General features: G+C 70.2%; 19 protein-coding genes. 9 read left to right on the forward strand and 10 right to left on the reverse strand.

Annotation, left to right across the window (positions count from 1 at the left end):
* Positions 1–157 precede the first annotated feature (157 nt).
* Positions 158–1,000, reverse strand: a complete 843-nt coding sequence (locus tag ACP93_RS16240; RefSeq protein ID WP_048491706.1) for an alpha/beta fold hydrolase — start codon at positions 998–1,000, stop codon at positions 158–160.
* Positions 997–1,956 (reverse strand): ferrochelatase, encoded by a 960-nt coding sequence (gene hemH / locus ACP93_RS16245; protein ID WP_048491707.1) that lies wholly within the window; start codon positions 1,954–1,956, stop codon positions 997–999. Before hemH ends, ACP93_RS16240 begins: the two co-directional genes overlap by 4 nt.
* Before the next feature lie 167 nt (positions 1,957–2,123).
* Here hemH and ACP93_RS16250 point away from each other — a divergent pair, with 167 nt between their 5' ends.
* The 4 genes from ACP93_RS16250 to tatC all read left to right on the forward strand — a co-directional run bounded on the left by ACP93_RS16250 (position 2,124) and on the right by tatC (position 4,662).
* Positions 2,124–3,020: a lipid-binding SYLF domain-containing protein gene (locus tag ACP93_RS16250; protein WP_048491708.1), complete on the forward strand. Its 897-nt coding sequence runs from the start codon at positions 2,124–2,126 to the stop codon at positions 3,018–3,020.
* Positions 3,021–3,145: 125 nt separating this feature from the next.
* On the forward strand, positions 3,146–3,376 hold the full coding sequence (gene tatA, locus ACP93_RS16255) for a Sec-independent protein translocase subunit TatA (protein ID WP_019798768.1): 231 nt from the start codon (positions 3,146–3,148) through the stop codon (positions 3,374–3,376).
* A 15-nt stretch (positions 3,377–3,391) separates the two neighbouring features.
* Positions 3,392–3,925, forward strand: a complete 534-nt coding sequence (tatB, locus tag ACP93_RS16260) for a Sec-independent protein translocase protein TatB (RefSeq protein WP_048491709.1) — start codon at positions 3,392–3,394, stop codon at positions 3,923–3,925.
* Complete coding sequence (tatC, locus tag ACP93_RS16265) at positions 3,922–4,662, forward strand: twin-arginine translocase subunit TatC (RefSeq protein WP_048491710.1); 741 nt, start codon at positions 3,922–3,924, stop codon at positions 4,660–4,662. The genes tatB and tatC overlap by 4 nt, the downstream gene beginning before the upstream one ends.
* Before the next feature lie 155 nt (positions 4,663–4,817).
* On the opposite strand, the gene ACP93_RS16270 is transcribed toward tatC, so the two are convergent.
* From ACP93_RS16270 to ACP93_RS16295, 6 genes are all read right to left on the reverse strand, one after another.
* Positions 4,818–5,717, reverse strand: coding sequence for a BPSS1780 family membrane protein (locus tag ACP93_RS16270; protein ID WP_048491711.1), 900 nt, complete (start codon positions 5,715–5,717; stop codon positions 4,818–4,820).
* A gap of 47 nt (positions 5,718–5,764) precedes the next feature.
* Complete coding sequence (locus tag ACP93_RS16275; RefSeq protein WP_082143510.1) at positions 5,765–6,535, reverse strand: glutamine amidotransferase; 771 nt, start codon at positions 6,533–6,535, stop codon at positions 5,765–5,767.
* Positions 6,536–6,695: 160 nt separating this feature from the next.
* The gene (locus ACP93_RS16280) at positions 6,696–9,401 is read right to left on the reverse strand and encodes a bpX6 domain-containing protein (protein ID WP_048491744.1); all 2,706 of its coding nucleotides are present in this window, start codon (positions 9,399–9,401) and stop codon (positions 6,696–6,698) included.
* Positions 9,394–11,244 carry a hypothetical protein gene (locus ACP93_RS16285; RefSeq protein WP_048491712.1) on the reverse strand — a complete coding sequence of 617 codons (1,851 nt, stop codon included), beginning with the start codon at positions 11,242–11,244 and terminating at the stop codon, positions 9,394–9,396. Before ACP93_RS16285 ends, ACP93_RS16280 begins: the two co-directional genes overlap by 8 nt.
* The gene (locus ACP93_RS16290) at positions 11,241–11,654 is read right to left on the reverse strand and encodes a bpX5 domain-containing protein (protein ID WP_048491713.1); all 414 of its coding nucleotides are present in this window, start codon (positions 11,652–11,654) and stop codon (positions 11,241–11,243) included. The genes ACP93_RS16285 and ACP93_RS16290 overlap by 4 nt, the downstream gene beginning before the upstream one ends.
* Entirely contained in the window at positions 11,651–12,772 is a 1,122-nt protein-coding gene (locus tag ACP93_RS16295; RefSeq protein WP_048491745.1) for an AAA family ATPase, read from the reverse strand. Before ACP93_RS16295 ends, ACP93_RS16290 begins: the two co-directional genes overlap by 4 nt.
* An 87-nt stretch (positions 12,773–12,859) precedes the next feature.
* Between ACP93_RS16295 and ACP93_RS22470 the strand changes: the two genes are divergently transcribed.
* Positions 12,860–12,991 (forward strand): hypothetical protein, encoded by a 132-nt coding sequence (locus ACP93_RS22470; protein ID WP_255347941.1) that lies wholly within the window; start codon positions 12,860–12,862, stop codon positions 12,989–12,991.
* 106 nt (positions 12,992–13,097) lie between these two features.
* Complete coding sequence (locus tag ACP93_RS16300; RefSeq protein ID WP_048491714.1) at positions 13,098–13,910, forward strand: substrate-binding domain-containing protein; 813 nt, start codon at positions 13,098–13,100, stop codon at positions 13,908–13,910.
* 267 nt (positions 13,911–14,177) lie between these two features.
* Here the strand turns inward: ACP93_RS16300 and ACP93_RS16305 are convergent, their stop codons facing one another.
* Positions 14,178–15,974 carry a GspE/PulE family protein gene (locus ACP93_RS16305; RefSeq protein WP_048491715.1) on the reverse strand — a complete coding sequence of 599 codons (1,797 nt, stop codon included), beginning with the start codon at positions 15,972–15,974 and terminating at the stop codon, positions 14,178–14,180.
* A 75-nt stretch (positions 15,975–16,049) separates the two neighbouring features.
* Between ACP93_RS16305 and glyQ the strand changes: the two genes are divergently transcribed.
* Together glyQ and glyS are read left to right on the forward strand one after the other, a co-directional pair.
* Entirely contained in the window at positions 16,050–16,958 is a 909-nt protein-coding gene (gene glyQ, locus ACP93_RS16310) for a glycine--tRNA ligase subunit alpha (RefSeq protein ID WP_048491716.1), read from the forward strand.
* A 159-nt stretch (positions 16,959–17,117) separates the two neighbouring features.
* Positions 17,118–19,289 (forward strand): glycine--tRNA ligase subunit beta, encoded by a 2,172-nt coding sequence (gene glyS / locus ACP93_RS16315; RefSeq protein WP_048491717.1) that lies wholly within the window; start codon positions 17,118–17,120, stop codon positions 19,287–19,289.
* A gap of 404 nt (positions 19,290–19,693) precedes the next feature.
* On the opposite strand, the gene rep is transcribed toward glyS, so the two are convergent.
* The gene (rep, locus tag ACP93_RS16320) at positions 19,694–21,670 is read right to left on the reverse strand and encodes a DNA helicase Rep (protein ID WP_048491718.1); all 1,977 of its coding nucleotides are present in this window, start codon (positions 21,668–21,670) and stop codon (positions 19,694–19,696) included.
* Positions 21,671–21,805: 135 nt separating this feature from the next.
* Here rep and ACP93_RS16325 point away from each other — a divergent pair, with 135 nt between their 5' ends.
* Positions 21,806–22,426, forward strand: a complete 621-nt coding sequence (locus ACP93_RS16325) for a thymidine kinase (protein ID WP_048491719.1) — start codon at positions 21,806–21,808, stop codon at positions 22,424–22,426.
* Positions 22,427–22,499 lie beyond the last annotated feature (73 nt).

Below are 22,499 nucleotides of genomic sequence, written 5' to 3' on the forward strand. Positions count from 1 at the left end.
GGCGACAACATGTCGAACTGTGACGCCGCGAAAGGAACAACCGCGGCCGGCCGCGCAGCGCCGACGGTCACTGCGTCGCAGTATGCGGACGCGATGCCCGGATGAGGTGGCCGCGCCGCCGCAGGCGCACGGCAACGCGGTCACCGCCGCATCTGCGTCAGAGGAAGCCGTGCAGCAATGCGGCCACCGCCGCCGGTTGTTCCATGTGCAGATGGTGGGTGCCGGGCAGCGTGTGCACCCGGCCGTCGCGCAGGCACGCGGCGCGCTGCAGGCGCAACGGTTCGGGCAGCATGTCCTGGGCCGGATCGGCGAACACCACCGCGGTCGGGCATTCGATACCGCGCAGCAACGCCTGCATCTGCGACTCGGTCGCGCGGATCGCCGTCGGCAGGGTCAGCCGGCGGTCGCTGCGCCACACGTAGCCACCGTCCACCGCGCGCACGCCGCGCTCCACCAGCAGTCGCGCCGCCGGCTCGCTGAGCTGGTTGGCCAGCATCCGCGCCCGTACCGGCCCGGCCAGGTCGGGGAACACGCGCAACGGCGTGGCGGTGGCGCGGCGCGTGCTGGCGACGCTGTTGCGCAACCGTTCCACCGCGCCCGCCTCGCTTTCGGCCAGGCCGCCCAGCATCTCGATCGCCACGAACTTGTCGATGCGCTGCGGCGCTGCGGCCGCGAGCAGGCTGGCGATGGCCGCGCCCATCGAGTGACCGATCAGCACGAAGCGCTCCCACCCCAACGCATCGGCCGCGTCCAGCACCGGGTGCAGGGCGCTGGCCAGCAGATACTCGGCGCCATCGGGCAGGTCACTGCTGTGGCCATGGCCAGGCAGGTCCAGCATCACCAGATCCAACTGCGGCAGGTGCCGGCTCAGCGGCACGAAGCTGGCGGCGTTGTCCAGCCAGCCGTGCAAGGCCAGCGCCTTCGGCCCGGCCGGATCGCCGCTGCGCAATCCGGCCAGCGCGCCTACCCGCGACGGGCAGGCGAAGGGACGCACGCTCATGCGGCGCGGGCCGCCAGCTGCGCCAGCGCGCGCGCGTGCGCCGGGGCGTCGTTGAGGCAGGGGATGTAGCGCACCTGCATGCCGCGCTCGGCGCAGGTCTCGACGAAGCCCATCGCCACTTCTTCCAGGGTTTCCAGGCAATCGGTGGCGAAGCCGGGACAGATCACGTCCACCTGCTTGACCCCCTGCGCCGCCAGTTCCCACAGTCGCGGCTCGGCATACGGGCGCAGCCAGCGCTCGGCGCCGAAGCGCGACTGGTAGCCGAGCTCCCATTGCCCGGGCTCCAGGCCCAGCGCGGTGGCGATCGCCTGCGCGCTGGCTTCGCAGCGCTGCGGGTAGGGATCGCCGTTGTTGGCCACGCGCTGCGGCAGACCATGGAAGGAGAAGAACAGCCGCTCGCCGCGGCCGTGCTGCGCCCAGTGCGCGCGCACGCTGTCGGCCACCGCGGCGACCCAGGCCTGATCGGTCGGGTAGTCCTCGATCAGGTGCACCGGCAGCTGCGGATGGCGCGCCTGCCAGGCCTGCACCACGTCCTCGATCGAGGCGGTGGTGGTGGTCGAATACTGCGGGTACAGCGGCAGCACCACGATCCGGCGCACGCCGGCCTCGCGCAGCGCGTCCAGGGCCGGCGCCAGCGCCGGCGTGCCGTAGCGCATCGCCCAGGCCACGCGGTGCCCGGGCAGTTCGCGCTGCATGCCCTCGGCCAGCCGCCGGGTGTACACCGCCAGCGGCGAGCCGTCCGCCAGCCACACCTGCGCGTATTTTTCCGCCGACTTCGGCGAGCGCCGCGGCAGGATCACCCAGTGCAGCAGCGGCCACCAGACCAGCCGCGGGATCGCCACCACGCGCTTGTCGCCGAGGAACTCGGCCAGATAACGGGCGACCGCAGGCGCGGTGGGCGCCTCGGGCGTGCCTAGATTCACCACCAGGATGGCGGTCTCGGGTGCGTCGGACATGCGCGCATTGTGGCAGAGCGCACGTGCCCCGGCGTGTCGATCCGCTCGATCGCGGCGATCGACGGCGCCTGTGCGCCGCGCCGGCACCACTCATTGCCGATTCATTGCCCTGTGACTAAGTTCAAGGACTTGCAGTATCTTGCTGCGGACCTACTTCGGAGCCCGCCATGCCCCTCCTGCCGCGCCTCGCCCTGTTGTTGAGCACCGTGTTGTTCGCTGGCCACGCCGTGGCCGGTCCGGAAGAGGACGAGCGCGCGCGCAACGCGCTGCGCGTGCTGACCGACATCCAGAAGATCCCCGAACAGTCCATCCCCGACAAGCTGCTCGACGAGGGCCGCGCCATCGTGGTGATCCCCGATACGCTCAAGGCCGGCCTGGTGATCGGCGGGCGCCGCGGCCACGGCCTGATGTCGGTCAAGCGCCCCGACGGCACCTGGTCCAACCCGGTGTTCGTCAAGCTCACCGGCGGCAGCATCGGCTTCCAGGTCGGCGTGCAGTCCTCCGACGTGGTGCTGGTGTTCCGCAACGACCGCAGCCTGGACAACATCGTCAACGGCAAGTTTACCCTGGGCGCCGATGCCGGCGTCGCCGCCGGCCCGGTCGGGCGCAACGCCGCCGCCGCCACCGACGGCCAGCTCAAGGCCGAGATCTGGTCGTGGTCGCGCGCCCGCGGCCTGTTCGCTGGCGTCGCCCTGGATGGCGCGGCGCTGCAGATCGACGATGCCGCCGACCTCAATGCCTACGGCAGCAACACCACGCCGCGGATGATCTTCGAGGGCCGCACCACCAACCGGCCGTCCAACGACATCGTCGCCTTCCGCGACAAGCTCGAGGAAGCCACCTACGCCGCGCGGCAGAGCCGCGGCACCGACAGCAGCGGCAATCCGACGGCCGCCCCGGCACCGGCCATGCCGGCACCGCAGGCCGCGCCGGAACCGACCGCCGCACCTGACGCCGCCGCCAGCACCGCGCCCCTGCAGGGCCAGACGCAGCCGGCGCAGCAGGGCTTCCAGCCGGTGTCCGACGGCGAGATCCGCACCGAGAAGCTCGACGGCGATCGCTGAGCGCGGTTCCCAACGCCACCTGTCCATCTCACCGTGCAGGCGTGCCTGCACGGTTCGGAGAGGTAACGCGGCGCGGCGCGGTGCGTTATCCTGCAGGTTCCTTACGACTTTTCTGCGAGCGGATCATGGGCAGTCTTAGCATCTGGCACTGGCTGGTGGTGCTGGTGATCGTGCTGCTGGTGTTCGGCACCAAGCGGCTGACGAGCGGCGCCAAGGATCTGGGCAACGCGGTCAAGGAATTCAAGAAAGGCATGCGCGACGAGGACAAGCCCGCCGGTCAGCTCGGCGACGAGACGCGCAGCAGCAGCGAGCCGTCCCGCCAGACCCAGGCCGAGCGCGACCGCGACGCGCACTGACGGGACACCGCCGGCGTGTTCGATATCGGATTCAGCGAACTGCTGGTGATCGCGGTGGTGGCCCTGGTGGTGCTCGGCCCCGAGCGCCTGCCCAAGGCCGCGCGCTTCGCCGGGTTGTGGGTGCGCCGCGCGCGCGCGCAGTGGGACTCGGTGAAGCAGGAACTGGAACGCGAACTGGAAGCCGAGGAACTCAAGCGCAGCCTGCACGACGTGCACAGTTCGCTGCGCCAGGCCGAGACCCAGTTTCGCGACGGCAGCGAGGAACTGCAGCGGCAGACCGAGGCACTGCGCCGCGAGATCGACCCGAATCCGCCGGTGCCGCCGGCCGACAGCGCTTCGGCGATCGTGCCGCCAGCGGCCGGTGCTGCCACAGACGTCTCGACCGCACACGCTCCCGACACGGCCACGCCGCTGCCGCCGTCGACGGCGGCCGCCGCTTCCGTGCTGCCGGCCGCGGCGCGCGGTGCGGCCGCGCCACATCCGGCGCCCGCTGCTGCGACCGCGCCCACTGGCCAACCGCCCTCCATTGATCCGGAGGCGCCACGATGAACGTCGAAGCCGAGAGCAGCCTGATCGAACACCTGATCGAACTGCGCGCGCGGCTGATGCGCGCGCTGATCGGTTTGGGCGTGGTGGTGGTGGCGCTGCTGCCCTTCTCCAAGCGCCTGTACTCCTGGCTGGCCGAACCGATGCTGGCGCAGTTGCCGGTGGGCCAAAGCGTGATCGCCACGCACCCGGCCGGCGCCGTCATCGCCCCGCTCAAGCTGGCGTTCTTCCTGGCCCTGTTCGTGTCCGCGCCGTGGCTGCTGTACCAGGCCTGGGCCTTCGTCGCGCCCGGCCTGTACCAGCGCGAGAAGCGCCTGGCGCTGCCGCTGCTGGCCTCGGCGGTGCTGCTGTTCTACCTCGGCTGCGGCTTCGCCTACTTCCTGGTGTTGCCGGCGGTGTTCCACTTCCTGACCACGTTCAAGCCGGACGTGATCCAGCTCACCCCCGATGCCGGCGCCTACCTGGACTTCGTCCTGGCGATCTTCTTCGCCTTCGGCGCCAGCTTCGAACTGCCGGTGGCGCTGGTGATCCTGGCCCTGCTCGGCTGGGTGACCCCGCAGCAACTGCGCGAGGGCCGCGGCTACGCGGTGGTCGGCATCTTCGTCCTGGCGGCGATCCTGACCCCGCCCGACGTGGTCTCGCAGCTGATGCTGGCGATCCCGATGTGCCTGCTGTACGAGCTGGGCATCATCGCCGCGGCCGCGGTGACGAAGAAGCCGGGAGTGGAGAGTCGGGAGTAGGGAGTCGCAAGAGCGGTTCGCTGCCTCTTACGCATCCTCGAACCAGATCGCCACCGCACGGCGCTCACCTGCACACAGCAAAACGGCCCCGAGGGGCCGTTTTGCTGTTGCTGTCGCTCTCGCGATTCCCGAATCCCGACTCCCCAATCCCGGCCCTACGCCACAAAGACGTTGGACGGCGGCGGCGGCACCGCCGGCGCGGCATCGCCGGCGTGCACGAACATCTGCTTCCAGGCCGCGTACACGATCCCGGCCAGGACCGGCATCAGCAGCGCCATCAGCAGCAACTGCGCGACCAGCGCCGCCACGGCGGTGCCGACCAGGAACTGCAGCACCAGCATCACCACGGTCAGCGCGAAATAGAACGCGAACATGGCCAGGAAGGCGAGGACGAAGAACACCAGCATCGCCGGCAGGTTGTGCAGGCAGGCGCGCAGGCCGTGCCCGATGGCGGCGATGCCGTTGCGGCCGTCGAACATCACCTGCGGCGCGAACAGGAACAGGGTCAGCGCCACCGCCACGAACCCGACCGCCACCAGCATCAGCCACAGCAGGATGCGCAGCGCCGGCAGGGTCGCGACCAGTTGCTCCACCTGCAGCGGATCCGGCTGCGCGCCGGACTGGCCCAGCTCGTTGAGCTTGTTCATCACCGTGGTCAGCTGCATCCACCCGTCCGGGCCGATCACCACCACCGCCAGCAGGGCCAACGCCAGCCCGACCACTACCTGCGGCAGCAGCGCCACCAGCAGGTTCGGCGTGCGGCCGCCCTGCAGGCCCTGCAGCAGGTGCGCCGGCTCGGCGCTGCGACCCTGATCGACCTCGCGCACGGCCCACACCAGCCCACCGAACAGCAGCGGTCCGGCCAGCCCCATCAGCAGCTGCGCCAGCATGCCCAGGGTCGGGTTGAGCACGCCCAGGAACAGGGCGATCAGCGCCGCCAGGCCCCAGATCAACCCGAGCCGGCCCAACGCCCAGGGCGCGCGCCGCAGCAGGGACATGCCGGCCAACAGCCATTCCGCGCCGGCCGAGGCCGGCAGCTTGCGAATCTCGATCATTGCCAATCCGAAGTGGGGGACGCCGTACAGCGCAGCGACTGCACAGATTATCGCGGTTTTGCCTGGCCGCTGCTGTGCTGCCCGCGTGCGTGCTGAACGAAGCGCCGCAACAGTTTGCGTGCCAGCGGCGCGGCGCTGACCTCGCGGGCGATGGTACGGGCGCAGCGTCCGGCGCTGCGTAGACAGTCGGCACGCGCCTGCACGTAGCCGCGCATGTGGTGGGTGGCGAACTCCGGATGGAACTGCAGGCCCCAGGCCGCCTCGCCCCAGCGGAACGCGTGGCACTGGTCCTGCGCCGAGCGCGCCAGCACCGTGGCACCGGCCGGGGCGCGCAGCACCGTCTGCAGATGCGTGGCATGCGCGGGGAAGCGCTCAGGCAGGCCGGCGAACAGCGGATCCTCGGCCGCGGGCGGGTGCAGTTCGATGTGCACCGTGCCCGATTCGCGCCCGGCCGGGTTGTAGGCCACCTCTCCGCCCAGCGCATGCGCCAGCAGCTGGTGGCCGTAGCAGATGCCCAGCAATGGCGTGCCGTCCTCGGCGGCCTCGCGCAGCCACTCGGCCGAGCGCTCGCTCCAGTCGGCCCGATCGGTGACGAACGCCGCCGAGCCGGTGACGATCACACCGGCGAAGTCGCCCCGCGTCGGCAAGGCCTCGCCGGCGGCGACATTGGCCACCACCGTGTCGCGCTCGGCCAGACCGGCGGCGACGCGGATCCAGTGCGGGAAGCGTCCGTAGCGCCGCATCGTCGCCACCGGTTCGCCGGTTTCGAGGATCAGGAAGGGCGCAGCACGGCGACGGACGGGAGAAGCGAACGGCATGCTGGGATTCTAGACGCCGTCGCCGTGGATTGTTCAAGGCCGCGCGGCGGTGGCGGCATAGTCATATAACTGGCGATCATGAGTACGACCGGACGCCGGTGGCGCACGTCTCGCAGTGCCATGACCTGGCGGGCTACCCCCGCGGGGGAACCAGGGTTTGTCACTGCAGCGTCAGCGGTTGCGCCAGCGACAGCACCAGGTCGATGTCCAGCAGGCGGCCGTCCGCGCCATGCAGAAGCAAGTGCCCCGGTTGCTCGCGCACGCCCAGGGTCAGGCCGGCGGGGGCTTCCAGCGTGGCGATGCACGCGGCATCGGCCAGGCGCACGACGAAGTAGCGGCTGCAGTCGGTCTGGTGGACGCCGACCAGCATGCCCTGCTCGAGCGGGACGAACTGTTCGCCCAGGATCGACGGCGCCTGCACCCGCGGCAGCACGCAGGCGCGCTCGCCGCTGCCATCGCGGTAGACCAGGGCGACCTCCTCGTTCGGACGCGGTTCCAACTGCGGCACCTGCATCGCGCCGCAGCGGTGCGGCATGACCGGCACGCCGTCCTGCAGGACGCTGTCGTCGCGCCCGCGCAGGCGCCGGTGCGGCAGGGTGTAGGTCCAGTCCTGCACCGTGGTGCCGGTGCGTACCAGAAACATCTCGCAATCGGCGAAGAAGCCGGCAGACACGATCGGACCCGGCAGGTCGCCGACATGCCACAGCACCTCGCTCAGCCCCTTGCCGACGTCGAGCACCAGGATGCGATCGTCCACCACCACGGTCCAACCGGTCCCGTTGAGCGTGGAAGCAGCGAACTGCAAGGCCATGACGCCGAGGTCGACGCTGCTGCGGGTCGTCAGGTCCAGCCGCGCGATCCGTGCAACCCGCTCGCGCGGCGCCACCGCCAGCGCCATCTGCCCGCTCGCCGCCAGCACCAGGCGGTAGGCCGGCACCGCGTGGCGCTGGACCACCCGCCCGCGCGCATCCAGTACGGCCGCGCCTGCTTCGCCGAAAGCGACCAGGTAGTGCCGGTCGGGCAGGACCGCCGCATCATGGATCGTCTGCAGGCCGGCAGCGGGCAACGGCAGGTCTAGGGCCGCGTCCCGACGCCAGAACGGCGTCGGATGCGCGGCCTGCGCGACGCGCCAGGGCGGCATGTCGCTCTTGAGGCAAGGATCGGCTGCCACCTTCAGGAGCCGGTCCAGATCGCTGCGTCCCATGCCGTTGCGGCCGGCGCTGCAGTCGGCGGCAAGCGCGGGCAGCACGCAGGCCGCCAGCCGCCGCAGTGCGGCGCTGTCGCCGCCAATGGCAAGCAAGGCGCTCGCCAGCGCCGCCCGTGGAGACGGGTCGGCCGCCGGGTCGGCCAATACCGCGATCCGTTCCGTGTACTGCTGCAACGTGTCCGGCAGCAGATTGGCCCGCTGCACCAGCGCGCGTGCCGACAGTCCCGCGCCGCCGCGTTCGGCGGCAAGCAGCCACTGCAGCGCGAGATCGCGCGATGCATGCAGCGGCCAGACCACGTCGACCGCTTCCAGCCAGTGCCCACCTTCGACCAGGGCGTGCCCCCATTCCAGGCGCAACTGCGCCGCCAACGCGGGATGGGCGGCCTGCAGCTGCGCCACCGCCTCGGCGAAGGCATGGTCGCGCCGCGCTACCTGGATTGCACGGCGCACGTCGCCGGCCAGCATCAGCAGCCGGATGATCAGGCCCGGCGGCATGTCCCAGCCCATGGCCAGTTCGGCGGCCTGTGCGTGGCGCCCATGGTCGACCAAGTAATCCAGGGCTTCCTGCCGCGCGTTGAGCAGTTCGGCCAGGACGAACACGGCTTCGTCGATGCGGCCCTTGCGGTCGAGCGCGGCGAACGCCTGGCGGTACATGCGCCGCAGGTGGGCGGTCAGGTCCTCGCCCAACTGCAGGTTGGCGCCCTGCCCCAGGTGCTGGGACAGCTGCAGGTGCGCGCGCCGGCCCGGCGTACCGAATGCCTGCCCGAGCGACTGCCCGGCCGCATCCAGCGGCAGCGCGTTGCGCAGGGCTTCGTCCAGGTCGCCGCGTTCGAACATCGCCATCATGCGCCGCAGATAGGCGCCATGCCGGTAGCCGATCAGCTTGCCCAGGCGACTGATCGCCGCCAGCCGCGCGAGGCGGTCGCGCCAGGCGCTGGGGCGAACGGGTGCGCGGCCGCGTGCGGAGATGCCGCCAGCCTCCGACGGTGCGGCCTGGTTCGTCGCCGATCGCGGCAGCAGGCGTGCCAGCAGCGCCGCCAGCCCACCCAGCATGCGCTCGCGCACCGCTGCAATGCCGTCGCGCTTAGCCGCTGCCGACCGCGCCTGGGTCATGGCCTGCAGGAACGCCTCGCCCTCCGCGCTGCGCGGGGGGATCGCCTCCCCAAGCACGTCGCGCACGTCCTTGCCCTGCAATTGCGCGACGTCCAGTTGCGGCGGCGCCGCACTGCAATCGTAGGGTTGCAGCACCCGGTACGCGTCCAGGACGATCGCTTCGGACAGATCGAGCAGCGTGCCCTGATCGAAGCGCAGCCCCAGCACGGCGCCGCCTGCGACCACGCCGAGGTCGATGGTCGGCAACACCGCCCGCTCCGCTTCGGTCAATGGCGCCGAGGACAGGATCCCCTGCAGGCGCCGCAGCGGCACCGCGCCCAGCGTGTCGCACTGCAACGGCTGTGGGTGGGCGAAGCACAGGACGTCGCCTTCGGCGAACCGATAGGCGCGGCAGCCCGGGTGCCATGCGGCCAGCATGCGCGCGCAGCGCACCGGCGCCGGCAGCAAGTCGTGCGGCCACCACAGGCCGTCGAGCGGCTGCCAGCCGCGCCAGACCGGATCGCGTATCGCAGCGGCGCTGGACGTGGCGCTCGTCGGTTCAGCCATCGCGGTCATCCCCACGCTGTCCCTGCGCACGCAGCACCACGCGGCGTCCGCCATCGCCCAGCACCCGCAGTTGCCCGGTTAGATCTAGCACCGCGACCTTGCTGCCGTCCGGCGACACCGAGACGGCACTGATGTCGGCAGTGGCCTGGTGCAAGATCTCCTGGCCATGTTCGCCGAGCGCGAGCAAGGTGCGCCGGTTCGGTCGCAGCAGCAACAGCCCGCTGCGTTCCGGGTGGTGCGGATCCTCCACCAATCCCACCACCTTGCCGCCGCCGGGAAGCCGCAGTTCCAGTTCGGAAAACCCGTCCCCGGGTCCTCCCTGGTACAACCGATAGACCCCGCCCTCGTCGCGCTGGTCGCGCAATTCCAGGCAAATGCCGCCGTGCCAATCGCCATCGCGCAGGCGCCCGCGCAGCATCAGCCGGGCCGGTCGCGCCGGCATCGCCAGTTTGGCCAGCAGCCCGATCTTGCCTTCGCGGTAGAGGTAGTTCAGGCGCAATTGGCCGGCCTCATGGCGCACATACAGCAGCCGTTGCGCGTCGAGTGGCTGCATCGCCAGCACCTGCTCGTCCAGCGTCACGTGCGCAGGCATGTCGCGCCCCGGGCGGGTGCTGGCGTTGGTCCACGACAGCAGGCGCCCGGCACTGTCCAGGATCACAATCCGCTGCGTCTGCGGCCTGCGTGCGCCGTCCCGGAGCCAGGCGCACTGCAGCCAGCGCGCGGTGCCGGGCGCGGCAGCGAATGCCCCGGCCGGCGGCCGCGCAACCGGCCAGAAATCCGGCATCTTCCAGAAGGACAATAGCCCGTCCTGGGTGGCCACCACGCCGACGAATTCCTTGTTGGCGATCGTCCCGCACAGCAGCTCGCCATTGGCCTGCCATGCGCTGTAGCGCGGCTTCAGCATCTTGTGACCGCCCTCGTCGGCGATCTTCAGCAGCACCGCCTCGTGCGTGCCGGCCAGCGGCAGCGCCAGATGCCTGCCGTCGATGCTGAACACCGGCGGTTGCCGCAGCGACAGCCGTCCTTTCAGGGTCTGCACGGCAGGCATGTCCATGGGTGCCGGCGCGGCGATGAACTCGCCGCGCAACAGCCGCGCCGCGGCCCGCGCATCGGGCAGGGCCAGCACCAGCGCGCGGCGCGCCTGTGGCGTCCTGATCGACACCGACAAGCACTCGTCGAAGCGCTGGCGGATCTGGACCTGGCGATCGCCGGGGCCGGCGACGACGTCATCGGCGCTCATCCACCAGCATTCGCTGCTGGCATGACCAGCACCGGCCAGATGCGCCCGCCAGGCCGTGCGGTCGGCCTCGCTGGTCAGGTCGTGGGTGCGGGCGTGCAGCAGCGCGCGCACCGCGTCCGGCGTGTCCGCGGTGCGCATCTCGCCTGGCCGCTGCAGCACGCCCCAGGCGAAGCGTGCGCCTGCCGCCTGCGCACGGCGCGCCAGCAGGATCCACATCGCCACGTGCAGCAGGCGCATGGCGCCACGCTGCGCCGGGCCGGCATCGAACAGCGCCAGGACCAGTGCATCGCTGCGTGGCCGGGTGAGCTTCGGCGCCAGGAACAGGTGTTCGTGGTGTGCGGCACGGCGCAGGAATTCGTCGGCCAGCAGCTCGGCCACGGCCCACTCGCTCAAGAGCAGGCGGTCGTAGGCGCCGCGGCGGCGCAGATCGTCGATCCCGTCCATAACGGCGGCGCCATGCTGCAGGCGCGCGGTGCCTCGACCCAGCAGCGGATCCAGCCGCAGCAGCCAGTCGCCGACCATCGTCGCGATCTCCGCATCGAACCATGCCAGCCATGCATGCCATGGCTGCAGCGCCGGCGGCAGCGGCAGCACCGCGCTCATGCCGCCCAGCGCCGACGGACCTGCTCCAGCACCGTCGCACTGGCCGGCAGCAGCCGTTGCAACGGCACCACCACCGCCGGCGTGCGCAACAACAGCCAGGGCGAGCCGGGATGCAGGCGCGCCACGGCCTTGGCCAGCAGATCCAAGGCGATCTGTGGGCGCTGATTGGTCGGCAGCCAGAGCGACGGCGCCTCTGCGCGCGGCGCGATGTACAGCGCTCCGTCCACCCATGGCAGACACGCCTCAGGGCCAGTCAGCACCACCAGGTCGGTGCTGGCCGCGACCATCAGCGCATCGGGCTGTGTGCTGCGCGCGATGCACGCCAGCAGACGCTGCGCGCATTCGCGGCCCGCAGCGACCACGCCCTGCGGCGGTGGCGGCGCCGGATCGTCCTGCCACGCCCAGGTCATGCGCTGGCGCCGATCCGCTCGATCAGGCCCGCACGCGCGACGGCAAGCGTCTCCGGCAAGGAGGCAGGGGTGAAGTTGGCATCGATCTCGCGCAGTACCGCCTCGGCGCTGGGCACAGCGCCCGCGTCGGACCCGGCCAGGCACTGCTGGGCGCTCTCGAGCAGCCGAGCCACCCGCGACAGCGGCTGAAGTGCCGCCTGTTCCGCCGCGGCGCGCAGCATCGGATTGGCGGCCAGCGCCAAGGTGTCGCGCAGCGCGTCCTGTGCGGCGGCCTGCGCCTCGCGCGTGGGCATGACATAGAACAGCGGCCACAGATCCGCCTCGGTCGCGACGTTGCGGCCGGCCAGCACGGCGGCCGCCGCGACCAGCCGCTGGGTCTTGACGATGCGCCGATCCGACAGCGCCAGACCAGCCGCGCGCAAGGTCCGGATCGCCTGCGCCAGCAGCAGGCGGGCATCGTCCATCCGCACCTGCCGCACCTGCGCGGCCAGGCTGTCCAGGTCGGCCAGGTCAGCGGCGGGCGTCACCGCGCTACGCTCGGCCTGCCAGCCGCCGGCCAGCAGGGCTTCCAGTTGATGATCGGGCACCGCATCGACGAACACATGCAGCAGGAAGCGGTCGGCGAACGCCGCCAGCGCCTCGTCCTCGGGCAGTGCATTGGCCGCGCCCACGCAGATGCGCAGCGGGCAGGCCAGATCGGGGTGGCCGCGGCGGAAGCGGCGTTCGTTCAACACGCCCAGCAAGGTATTGAGGATGGCCGTGGAGCCCAGAAACACCTCGTCGAGAAACGCGACGTCGGCCTCCGGCAACATGCCGGCGACATCGGTTTCGACCACGCCCTCGCGCAACTTGCGCAGATCCACCGGACCGAACAGTTCCGACGGCTCGGTGAAGCGGCCCAGCAGATACTCGAAGTAGCGACCGCCGAGCGCGGTGGCGACGCGCCGGACCACCGCGCTCTTGGCGGTGCCGGGCGGACCGACGATCAACAGGTGCTCTTGGGCGATCGCCGCCAGCACCATCAATTCGGCCAGTTGCTCGCGTTCGATCAGACCGGCGGTGGCGGAACGGACAGCCTCGCGGACGCGGGCGGCGGCAGATGCGGTGGTGGTGGACATGCAGGCGATCGGCAGGGTGCGCCATGCGTGGCGGTACACGCCACGGCACACAGGACGGAGGGTTCGAATGCACTCTAGAACAATCCGATGACGGCGAACACCGCGACCGCCGCACTGCGTGCGATGGCGACGCGCGGTCCTGTTCCTGGTACGACGACGACGGGCGGCAATCGCGCGACCGAGGCGGTGCCGCTGATTGCCGTGCGTGGATCGCGCTGACGATCTGGCCGGCACGCGGCCAGGTTCCGGTGCACCGGCAGCTGCTTCCCGTCCGCTTCAGCGCCGATCGCGCAGGCTATCGCGCTTTCCTCCGGGCAGGTCCGTCATGCGCCGTTCCCTGATTCCCTTGATCCTGGCCGCGCTGCTGCTCGCCTCCACGTCCGCATCGGCTGCGACGGCGCCGGGTGCGGACCGTCCCGCCCCGCCCACGACGCTGACGGTCCTCAGCTCCGGCGGCATCATGGGCGCGATCCGCGCCGTCGCGCCCGATTACGAACGCGCCACGGGCGTCACGCTGCACATCGAGGCGGCACCGTCGATGGGCGACACGCCGCAGGCCATTCCCAACCGCCTCGCCCGGCACGAGCCGGCGGACGTGCTGCTGATGGTCGGCGCGGCGCTCGACACGCTCGTTGCCGGCGGCCAGGCGCGCCCGGCCAGCCGCGTGGACCTGGGCGAGTCCTACATCGCCATGGCGGTCAAACAGGGCGCGCCCACACCGGACATCTCGACGATGGAGGCCTTCCGCAAGACCCTGCTGGACAGCAAGTCGGTGGCCTATTCCGATAGCGCCAGCGGCGTCTACCTGTCGCGCACGCTGTTCCCGAAGATGCGGCTCGGCGATGGCTTCGCCGCGAAGGCGCGGATGATTCCCGCCGAGCCGGTGGGTGCGGTGGTCGCGCGTGGCGAGGCGCAACTGGGCTTCCAGCAACTGAGCGAACTCAAGCCGGTGCCGGGCATCGCCATCGTCGGCCTGATCCCCAGGCAGGCGCAGCAGATGACGCTGTACTCCGGCGCCGTCGCCACCGCCAGCACGCAGCCGCAGGCGGCGCAGGCGCTGCTGGATTACCTGGCGTCTCCTGCCGCGGCCAAGGCCATCGCGGCGAGCAGCCTCACGCCGCTGGCCGGGACGAAATAACCGCGGCATGGATCGCGGCGTTGCGTCCGCCATCCTCGTCCGACGCGAGGCGGCGCTCATCGCTCGCTGTTGCCGCGGCTTGGCGAGACACGCCATTGCCTTGTAGGAGCGGCTTCAGCCGCGACGAGGCGTTACCGGGAATGCCCTGTCGCGGCTGAAGCCGCTCCTACGAGAGTACCGGCCTATCCTGATGGGGCGCTCCGACAAGTGCACGGGCGCGGCAGGCCATCGACCAGGAGCCGCATGCCGACGCGCCGCCCCGCCCGCTCACTCCCGCGGCGGCAGCACCGACAGCACTTCCTCGATGGTGGTCAGCCCGGCGGCCACCTTTTCCAGGCCGGCGCGGCGCAGCGTGCGCACGCCCTCGTCCTGGGCGGCGCGGCTGAAGCCGGCCAGGTCCATGTCGGCGCGGATCAGGGTGCGCAGGCGCGGGGTCACCGGCAGCAGTTCGTACAGGCCGACCCGACCCAGATAGCCGGTGCGGCGGCACTCCAGGCAGCCGACCGGCGCATAGGGCTGCAGCGGCTCGGGCAGGGCCTCGCCCGGCTCGCGCAACGCGTCCCACTCGTGTGCGTCGAGGGTGTGCGGGCGCTTGCAGTGGCCGCACAGGGTGCGCACCAGGCGCTGCGCCAACACGCCGTTGAGGGTGGAGGCGACCAGGTAGTGCGGCACGCCCAGGTCGAGTAGGCGGGTGATCGCCGAGGGCGCGTCGTTGGTGTGCAGGGTCGACAGCACCAGGTGGCCGGTCAGCGAGGCCTGCACCGCCATCTGCGCGGTTTCCAGGTCGCGGATTTCGCCGATCATGATGATGTCCGGGTCCTGCCGCAGCAGGGTGCGCACGCCGCTGGCGAAGTCCAGGTCGATGTTGGTCTGCACCTGCATCTGGTTGAACTCGGTGGCGATCATCTCGATCGGGTCCTCCACACTGCACACGTTCACGTCCGGCGTGGCCAGGCGCTTGAGCGTGGAGTACAGCGTGGTGGTCTTGCCCGAGCCGGTGGGGCCGGTGACCAGCACGATGCCGTGCGGGCGTTCCACCAGCGCGTTCCAGCCCGCCGCTTCCTGCGCGCTGAAGCCGAGCTGGTCCACGCTCTTGAACGCCGCGTCCGGGTCGAAGATGCGCATCACGCACTTTTCGCCGAAGGCGGTGGGCATCGTCGACAGGCGCATCTCGGTCTCGCGCCCGCCCGGCGAGCGGGTCTTGATGCGGCCGTCCTGCGGCCGCCGCCGCTCGGCCAGGTCCATGCGCCCGAGCACCTTGATGCGGCTGACGATGGCGGTCATCACCGCCGGCGGCACTTCCAGCACCTTGTGCAGCACCCCGTCGATGCGGAAGCGCATGCGCCCGGCCTCGCGCCGCGGCTCCAGGTGGATGTCGCTGGCCCGCTGCTCGTAGGCGTACTGCAGCAGCCAGTCGACGATGTGCACAATGTGGTGATCGTCGGCGTTGACGTCGCCGCCGCGGCCCAGTTCCACCAGTTGCTCGAAACTGGGCAGGCCGCTGCTCTGTTCGGTGCGCCCGTCCTTGGCGCCACGCACCGAGCGGGTCACGCCGAAGAACTCCATCGTGTAGCGATGCAGGTCCAGCGGGTTGACCACCACCACCTCGATGCGGCGCCGCGCCAGGTGTTGCACGTCGCCCAGCCAGTCCAGCGCCAGCGGTTCGCTGGTGGCCACGAGCAGGCGTTCGGGCTGCAGGGCAAGCGGCAGGATGCGGTGGCGCCGCGCGTAGGCGTGCGAGACCACGCCGGTGACCGCGGCCACGTCGACCCGGGTCGGATCGATGCGCAGGTAGCGCAGGCCGCAGCGCTGCGCCAGCCATTCGGTCAGCCGTTCCAGGCTCAGCTCGCTGCCCGGCGGACGGGTCGCGGCCAGTTTCAGGTTGGACAGCAGCACCAGCGGATGCACGTCGCTGGCAGTACGCGCGGTCTGCGCCGAGAACTGCACGCGGCCGCGTTCGGCCGGCGCAACCAGGCCGTCGGCGAGCAGCGCCGCGGCCACCCGCTCAAAGCTCAGGCGGCCCGGCGGCAACGACGCGGGCGGCGCGGCAGGGCGCGAATCCATGGTCCAGGTCCGGTGCGCGGAAGTCCCCGCGAGTCGGTCGCTATACTAGCGCACCCCTTAACCGGCCCCTGCGAGATGTCCGTTTCCCGGTCCGTACCGATCACGTTCCAGGGTCTGATCCAGACCCTCAACCAGTTCTGGGCGCAGCACGGCTGCGTGCTGATCCAATCGCTGGACCTGGAAGTGGGCGCCGGCACCTTCCATCCGTCCACGTTCCTGCGCGCGCTCGGGCCGGAGCCGTGGAACGCGGCCTACGTGCAGCCGAGTCGGCGCCCCACCGACGGCCGCTACGGCGAGAACCCGAACCGCCTGCAGCGCTACTACCAGTACCAGGTGGCGATGAAGCCGAACCCGGACAACATCCAGCAGCTGTACCTGGATTCGCTCAAGGCGCTGGGCATCGATCCGCTGGTGCACGATCTTCGCTTCGTCGAGGACAACTGGGAATCGCCGACGCTCGGCGCCTGGGGCCTGGGCTGGGAGGTGTGGCTCAACGGCATGGAGGTCACCCAGTTCACCTACTTCCAGCAGGCCGGCGGCCTGGAGTGCAAGCCGGTGCTGGGCGAGATCACCTACGGGCTCGAGCGCCTGTGCATGTACCTGCAGAACTGCGACAACGTCTACGACCTGGTGTGGACCTACGGTCCCGATGGCACGCCGGTCACCTACGGCGACGTCTACCACCAGAACGAGGTGGAGCAGAGCGCGTACAACTTCGAACACGCCAACGTGGCCGAGCTGTTCCACCGCTTCGACGCGTGCGAGCAGGAAGCGCAGGCGCTGGTCGAGGTCGGGCTGCCGCTGCCGGCCTACGAACAGGTGACCAAGGCCAGCCATGCCTTCAACCTGCTCGACGCACGCCGCGCGATCTCGGTGACCGAGCGCCAGCGCTACATCCTGCGCGTGCGCGCGCTGGCGCAGGCGGTGGCCAAGGCCTACTACGCGCAGCGCGAGAAGCTGGGCTTCCCCGGCGTCAAGAAGTGATGCAAGCCCCTCTCCCCCCGGGAGAGGGGTTGGGGTGAGGGTGCGCCGGCACGCACGGCCGGATGCTCCCGACTCCCCAGGCGCCCGCCCCCTCATCCGCCCCTTCGGGGCACCTTCTCCCGCAGGGAGAAGGGAAAAACCGCTAGCAAGGTCCGACACATGAGCCAACACCTTCCCCTGCTGATCGAACTGGGCACCGAGGAACTGCCGGTCAAGGCATTGCCGGGCCTGGCCCAGGCGCTGTTCGACGGCGTGATCGCCGGGCTGGAGAAGCGCGGCATCGCGGTCGAGCGCGGCGACGCCAAGCCGCTGTCCTCGCCGCGCCGGCTGGCGGTGCTGCTGCCGGGCGTGGCAGTCGAGCAACCGGAGCAGCGCGCGGAAGTGCTCGGCCCTTACCTCAACATCGCGCTGGACGCCGACGGCCAGCCGACCAAGGCGCTGCAGGGTTTCGCCGCCAAGGCCGGGATCGACTGGACCGCGCTGGAGCGCACCAGCGACGCCAAGGGCGAGCGCTTCGTGCATCGCGCGGTGAACCCGGGCGCGCGCACCGCCACGCTGCTGCCGGAGATCCTGCGCGAGGCGATCGCGGCGATGCCGATCCCCAAGCCGATGCGCTGGGGCGATCACGACTACGGCTTCGCGCGACCGGTGCAGTGGCTGGTGTTGCTGTTCGGCGGCGAGGTGGTGCCGATGCCGCTGTTCGGCGTGGAGGCCGGCCGCGACAGCCGCGGCCACCGCTTCCTGCACGATGCGCCGGTGCCGCTGGCGCAGCCGGGCGACTACGTGGCCGCACTGCAGGCCGCGCAGGTGCTGGTGGACCCGGACGTGCGCCGCGCGCGCATCGTCGCCGAGGTCGAACAGGCCGCGCGTGAGGCCGGCGGCAGCGCGCGCATCGCCGCCGACAACCTGGAGCAGGTGGTGAACCTGGTCGAGTGGCCGTCGGCGGTGCTGTGCAAGTTCGAGCCGGCGTTCCTGGCGGTGCCGCAGGAAGCGCTGATCGAGACCATGGAGAGCAACCAGAAGTTCTTCCCGGTGCTGGACGACGGCGGCAAGCTCACCGAGCACTTCATCGGCATCGCCAACATCGTCTCGCGCGATGTCGCCGAAGTGGCCAAGGGCTACGAGCGGGTGATCCGCCCGCGCTTCGCCGACGCCAAGTTCTTCTTCGACGAAGACCTCAAGCAGGGCCTGGAGGCGATGGGCGCCGGCCTGGCCAGCGTCACCTACCAGGCCAAGCTCGGCAGCATCGCCGACAAGGTGCAGCGCGTGGCCGCGCTGGCCGAGGCGATCGCCGCGCACGTCGGCGTGGACCCCGCGCAGGCGCGTCGCGCCGCCGAGCTGAGCAAGAACGACCTGCAGTCGCGCATGGTCAACGAGTTCCCGGAACTGCAGGGCATCGCCGGCCGCCACTACGCGGTCGCGGCCGGTGAGCCGAGCGAGATCGCCCTGGCCATCGACGAGGCCTACCAGCCGCGCTTCGCAGGCGACGACATCGCCCTGTCGCCGCTGGGCAAGGTGCTGGCAATTGCCGAACGTTTGGACACGCTGGCTGGTGGGTTCGCGGCCGGGCTGAAGCCCACCGGCAACAAGGATCCGTTCGCGCTGCGGCGCAATGCGCTGGGGTTGGCGCGGACGGTGATTGAGAGTGGGTTTGATGTGGATCTGGAAGAAATGCTCGGCTCTGCCCTGATCCAAGTTCAACACGCACTTGCTGACGTTAGCGCGCGCGAGAAAATTCAAGCGCTTATTACCGCGAAGAAAGCAGGAATAAAGACGTCGTCCGGCGTGACTGTATCTGCGTCGCTGAAGGGTTCTCTTGCAGAAGAAATTTACGACTTCATCCTCGACCGTCTACGCGGCTACTACGCCGACAAGGGTGTGCCGACAACGCAGTTCAATGCGGTGGCGGAACTGCAGCCAGCTTCGCTCTACGACTTCGACCGCCGCATCGACGCGATCGGCACCTTCGCCGCCTTGCCGGAGGCCGAGGCGCTGGCCGCGGCCAACAAGCGTATCCGCAACATCCTGCGCAAGGCCGAGGGCGAGATTCCGGCGCAGGTCGACGTCGGCCTGCTGCGCGAGCCGGCCGAGCGCGCGCTGGCCGAGGCGGTGGAAGCGGCGATCGCCGAAACCGACGGCGCGTTGCGCCAGCACGATTACGTCACCGTGCTGAACTTCCTGGCGCGGCTGCGCCCGCAGGTGGACGCCTTCTTCGACGGGGTGATGGTCAACGCCGACGACCCGGCGCTGCGCCGCAACCGCCTGGCCCTGCTCAAGCGCCTGGGCGACCGCCTCGGCAGCGTCGCTGCGATCGAGCACTTGTCGGCGTAAGCAGCAGAAGCGTCAAACCGGAGACGGGCCGCCTTGCGCGGCCCGTTCTCGTTTTGCGGGTGGAATTCATACGGCAATGCAGGCGCCACCGGCTTCGGCACACTGCACTGCGTCGGGACTGAAGTCCCTCCCACAGTGCAATCTCACTGCTGTCCGCAAGCCCCTGCAGGCACGTTTGCTTGCGTTCTCAACACGCGTGAACGCGTCCGCATCAAGCCCCTCTCCCTCCGGGAGAGGGGTTGGGGTGAGGGTACGGCGCGAAGCGACTCGCGGAGTGTGGGTACACGAGGCTTCGCCCGTACCCTCATCCGCCCCTTCGGGGCACCTTCTCCCGAGGGGAGAAGGGAGCAGCGCGACGCACCCGCCGTTACCAATCCCCAATCCCGATTCCCCAATCCCCGCTTCTAATCAAACAACGCCTGGATCGCCGCCAACCCCGCATTCGCACGCTCCTTCTTGCGCGCCGCGTCGGCCACCGGGTCGGCGCCGTCGCGCTGCATTTCCTCGGCCGGGATCTCGTCGAAGAAGCGACTGGGCTTGAGCCGGATGTGCTCGCCGAACTTGCGGGTGAGCTTGCTGTAGCTCATCCACAGCTGCTCCTTGGCGCGGGTGATGCCCACATAGAGCAGGCGCCGCTCTTCCTGCAGGTTGCCCTCTTCCAGGCTGACCTCGTGCGGCAGCACGCCGTCCTCGCAGCCGACGATGAACACGTAGCGGAACTCCAGGCCCTTGGACGCGTGCATGGTCATCATCCGCACCTGGTTGCCGCCGTCGTCCTTGTCGTTGCGCGACAGCAGCGCCAATTGCGCGGCCAGGTCGCCGACGGTGGCGCCGCGCGGGCCGCCTTCGAACCACTTGGCCAGTTCCTCCAGGTTGCCGCGGCGGCGCTGGAAGCTCGCTTCGTCCTTGCACTGGCTGCGCAGCTCGCGGACCAACCCCGACTGTTCGGCGAGCTGGCGCACCACGTCGGCCGAGGACAACGTGGTCGAGGCCGTGCGCAGTTCGTGCAGGATGTCGACGAAGTCGCTCAGGCCGTTGGCCGCGCGCGGCGGCAACTGCTGCAGCGCGCCCACCGACTCGGCCGCGCGCGACATCGGCAGGTGCTTGGCCGAGGCCAGTTCGGCCAGCTTGGCCAGCGAGGTCGCGCCGACCTCGCGCTTGGGCGCCTGCACCGCGCGCAGGAACGCCGCGTCGTCGTCGGGATTGACCAGCAGGCGCAGCCAGGACAGCACGTCCTTGACCTCCTGCCGCTCCAGGAACGCGGTGCCGCCGGTGATGTGGTACGGCACGCTGGCCATCTGCAGCGCCTTCTCCAGCGGCCGCGACTGGAAGTTGCCACGGAACAGGATGCAGAAGTCGCTCCACGGCACCTGCTTGGCAGTGCCCAGGTAGGCAATCTCGGCGGCCACCTTCTCCGCCTCGTGTTCGCTGTCGCGGCACTCCCACACGCGGATGCGCTCGCCGTCGGCCTGGTCGCTCCACAGCGTCTTCAGGTGCTCGTGCGGGTTGTGCGCGATCAAGGCGTTGGCCGCGCGCAGCACGCGGTTGGAGCAGCGGTAGTTCTGCTCCAGCTTGATGATCTGCAGGGCCGGGTAGTCGCGGCCCATCTGCATCAGGTTTTCCGGGTTGGCGCCGCGCCAGGCGTAGATGCTCTGATCGTCGTCGCCCACGCAGGTGAAGTTGCCGCGCGGGCCGGCCAGCATCTTGAGCAGCCGGTACTGCGCATCGTTGGTGTCCTGGCTTTCGTCCACCAGCAGGTAGCCGATGCGTTCGCGCCAGGCCATCACAATGTCCTCGTTCTCCTCCAGCACCTGCACCGGCAAGCGGATCAGGTCGTCGAAGTCCACCGCGTTGAAGGTACTCAGCCGCGCCTGGTAGCGCTCGTACAGGCTGGCCGCTTCCTGCTCGCGATTGCTGCGCGCCGCCGCCATCGCCTGTTCCGGCGACAGCCCGGCGTTCTTGGCGCGCGAGATCAGGTTCTTGGCGTCCTCGATCGCATCGGGCTTGGCGCCGGGCATCAGGTCCTTGATCTGCGCAGCGGCATCGTCGGCGTCGAAGATCGAGAAACCGCGCTTCAGGCCCACCGCGGCATGTTCGATCTGCAGGAACTTCAGCCCCAGGGCGTGGAAGGTGCAGATGGTCAGGCCGTCGGCGGCTTCGCTGCGGATGCGCTTGGCCACGCGTTCGCGCATTTCCTTGGCCGACTTGTTGGTGAAGGTGATCGCGGCGATACGCTTGGCCGGGTAGCGGCCGCTGGCGATCAGGTGCGCGATCTTTTCCACGATCACGCGGGTCTTGCCGCTGCCGGCGCCGGCCAGCACCAGCAACGGACCCTCGCAATGCAGGACCGCGGCGCGTTGGGGAGGATTGAGACCGTGCATGAAGACTTCCCTTGGCCGCGCATTGTACCGGGCGCCGGCCGGCGGTTCAGCGCCGCCTGTCCGCCGCCCCTGAACCGGTTCGTGGACCGGTCTGGCGGCACCGGCGCGCGCGGCGGCCGCGCTAGAATCGGCGGCATGGCGAAACTGTATTTCTACTATTCGGCGATGAACGCCGGCAAGACCACCACGCTGCTGCAGTCGGCGCACAACTACCGCGAGCGCGGCATGCGCACGGCGATCCTGACGCCGCGGCTGGACCACCGCGCCGGCAGCGGCGTCGTTGCTTCGCGCATCGGCCTGCGCGCCGACGGCATGGGTTTCGGCGCCGAGACCGATCTGCTGGCGACGATCGACGCCGACATCGCCAGCCACGGGCCGCTGCATTGCGTGCTGGTGGACGAAGCCCAGTTCCTCAGCCGCGCGCAGGTCTGGCAGCTCAGCGAAGTGGTCGACCGGCTGCGCATCCCGGTGCTGTGCTACGGCCTGCGCACCGATTTCCGCGGCGAGCTGTTCGAGGGCAGCCAGTACCTGCTGGCCTGGGCCGACGAACTGCAGGAGATCAAGACCATCTGCCACACCGGCAGCAAGGCGACGATGACCGTGCGCGTGGACGAGAACGGCCATGCGGTGCAGGACGGTCCGCAGGTGGAGATCGGCGGCAACGAGCGCTATGTGTCGGTCAGCCGCCCCGAGTTCAAGAAGATCATGCGCGGCGAAGGGCGCATCGATCCGCTGCAGATCGCGCTGCCGCTGTAACCCGAATGCATCAGTCGACGCACCGCGCTGGTGCGTCGCGTCGGAACGCGATGAACCGCGGCTGACGATTTCC

The sequence above is a fragment of the Xanthomonas sp. NCPPB 1128 genome, from assembly GCF_001043115.1.
Lineage (GTDB): Bacteria > Pseudomonadota > Gammaproteobacteria > Xanthomonadales > Xanthomonadaceae > Xanthomonas_A.